This window comes from Chamaesiphon sp. VAR_48_metabat_403, from assembly GCF_031422475.1.
In the GTDB taxonomy this organism is placed as follows: domain Bacteria; phylum Cyanobacteriota; class Cyanobacteriia; order Cyanobacteriales; family Chamaesiphonaceae; genus Chamaesiphon.
Genome location: NZ_JANPLS010000166.1, coordinates 1 through 2,717, shown reverse-complemented (window position 1 = coordinate 2,717; position 2,717 = coordinate 1). Strand labels below are relative to the sequence as shown.

The window sequence follows — 2,717 nt, the reverse complement described above, 5'->3', positions numbered from 1 at the left end:
GACAACGACTCCTAGCACTACCACGCCGACTGCTACGCCAACTACTACGCCTGCTACTACCACACCTGGAACGACAACGACTCCCAGCAATGGTGGCTCGATGACTAATCCTGGTGGCATGACTAAACCTGCCACCACGCCAGCAGCAGCACCTACTGGTAAAACAATTGTCAGCATTGCTGCTGGCAATAAAAATTTCACGACTTTAGTTAAAGCACTTAAAGCCGCAGATCTCGTCGATACGCTAGCTGGTGAAGGCCCTTTCACTGTATTTGCACCGACAAATGCTGCGTTTGCCAAAATCCCTAAAGCGACTTTGGCAAACTTACTCAAACCAGAAAACAAAGAGCAACTCAAAAAAGTACTCACTTACCACGTCATTTCTGGTGCTGTGACTTCTAACCTGCTCAAAAATGGCCAGAAAGTCGCTACTGTTGAAGGTGGTAACGTGACTGTCAAAATCAAAGGCAAAAATGTATCGATTAACAATTCCAAGGTGATTCTAGCTAATGTCAAAGCTAGCAATGGAGTCATTCATGCGATCGATACCGTGCTGATGCCAGGTAAATAGGCATTAATACTCATGATGAAAGATCGGAATCGATCTTTCATCAAAATCGAGATTTTCACAATAGCGGCAATCTTTAAAGTATCCAAGCAAGGCACTCCTACACAGTTAACAAGTAGGGGTGCCTTTTGCTATCGCACAATTGCCCGCAGCCACAAGCGATTCACCGTATCTATTTGAATGGTTTCACCCCCTCTGGAATTCATTGCTAAGAATTAATAACCACTAGCAGATTTTCACAGACATTTATTATCGATTAGATTAATAATCATGTAAAGTTTTTTTAACAGAGCCACCTTTTCCGGGATGGATTAATTATATTAATAACACCAGCTTAAATCGATCCCCGATATGGGATTGACCAAAACATAGCAGTTTTAGCCAGTATCCATCTAGATAGCCGGAGCCAACAAAATGCAATTAACTCAAAACCGTACAATTCGTAAAAGCCGTTACGTCGCTACAGCTAAAAGCTTCTTAATTTGGTGTTTTGCGTTGACAGTCACCTTGTTAGTAGTTGGCTTTCCATTAGTTGTCTTGATGGCTACCATAGGTGCTTTACTGTCGATTACTTTGCACCCCATTTTGCCAGTTAGTGCAGTTTTACTAGTAGCTGGCGGCACGATCGTCCTCAATATTCTGGCTGTAGTAGTAGGGGCGGCATTACTGACTGCTAAAGGCATTCACCCTCAAGAAGTTCGCTGGTTGAGCTGGTTGCACGGCGATGCAAATCCAGTCAGCACGACTACCTATGCGACTTGCCCGCTTACTTGCGATATCGATGCTTAGAATTTAGATTTAGTTGATTTTAGTTAATTTACCTGTCTGGTACTCGGCTCGGATAATTATCCGAGCTTTTTTGTATTCTAATCGATCGACATCCAGAACCAACAAGCTGCAAGAGTGCCGCGAGGGATGATAATTAAGGATAAATCTCGGCGCGGATAGCCCTGATGAGATCGCCAGCTAGATTTGACAATTCTCCGTAAGCGAACACCGCAGGCTTCCGCTAACGCATACCGTTCCGCTCGGAATGAAGCGGCTCCCCCAAAGATTTAGCGTTCATTACCTAATACTAGCTTATGATTCGGATCTGCTTTACCCTCGGAACTCGTCCGGAAGCAATTAAATTAGCCCCTGTGATTCGGACATTTCAGTCATCGAGCAAATTTACGACACAGGTAGTTTTAACCGGGCAACATCGCGAGATGGTAGCACAGGTGATGGAGATTTTTGGATTGACAGCCGATCGAGATTTGGATATCATGCAGCATCAGCAGACGCTCACAGATATTACCCAGCGCAGCTTACAAGGATTAGAAAAATTATTTAAAGAAATCGAACCCCAGCTAGTCATCGTTCAAGGCGATACTACCACCGCTTTTGCGGCAGCTTTAGCTGCATTTTACCAGCAAATCCCGATCGGACATGTTGAAGCTGGGTTGCGGACTGATAATATTTACGATCCTTTTCCCGAAGAAGCCAACCGCAGATTAATTTCCCAAATCGCTCAATTACATTTCGCGCCCACAGATCTAGCTGTCAAAAACCTCCATAAATCTGGCGTAACGGGTAAAATTGTCGAAACTGGAAATACCGTCATCGATGCACTCCTCACCGTCGCTAAATCGCAACCTGCTTGCGATATTCCGGGCTTAGACTGGGGCAAATATCGCGTTATCCTCTCGACAGTACACCGTCGCGAAAATTGGGGCGAACCGTTAGCCAGCATCGCGGCTGGAATGCTCCAGATCTTAGAAAAATTCCCCGATACCGCACTGCTATTACCGCTACATCGCAATCCGACAGTGCGCGAACCCCTCACCCAAATATTAGGCAAGCATCCCCGCGTTTTTCTCACCGAACCGCTCGATTACAGTCAACTCGTCGGAGCCATCCAACGCAGTTATCTGTTGCTCTCCGACTCCGGGGGGATTCAGGAAGAGGCTCCTAGCTTGGGCAAACCCGTTTTAGTACTGCGCGACACTACCGAGCGTCCTGAAGCCGTTACGGGCGGAACTGCGAAATTAGTCGGTACGGATACAGCCATAATTACCGCCGCAGCCAGCGAACTCCTTAGCAATCCCCAGGCTTATCAGGCGATGGCGACAGCCATCAACCCCTTTGGAGATGGCACGGCATCGACTCA

At 46.4% G+C, this 2,717-nt stretch carries 3 protein-coding genes; all 3 read left to right on the top strand.

The features are described 5' to 3' along the window. Positions 1-571: fasciclin domain-containing protein (locus tag RMO79_RS08005; protein WP_310482589.1), on the top strand; the 571-nt coding region annotated here is incomplete at its 5' end. Between the two features lie 411 nt (positions 572-982). Continuing rightward, positions 983-1,357, top strand: coding sequence for a hypothetical protein (locus RMO79_RS08000; RefSeq protein WP_310482588.1), 375 nt, complete (start codon positions 983-985; stop codon positions 1,355-1,357). 293 nt (positions 1,358-1,650) lie between these two features. Next, the coding region (wecB, locus tag RMO79_RS07995; RefSeq protein ID WP_310482587.1) for a non-hydrolyzing UDP-N-acetylglucosamine 2-epimerase at positions 1,651-2,717 on the top strand (1,067 nt) is incomplete at its 3' end.

Coding starts and splice junctions, on each gene's coding strand:
- RMO79_RS08000 (WP_310482588.1), top strand. CDS start 983: ATGCAATTAACTCAAAACCGTACAATTCGTAAAAGCCGTTACGTCGCT.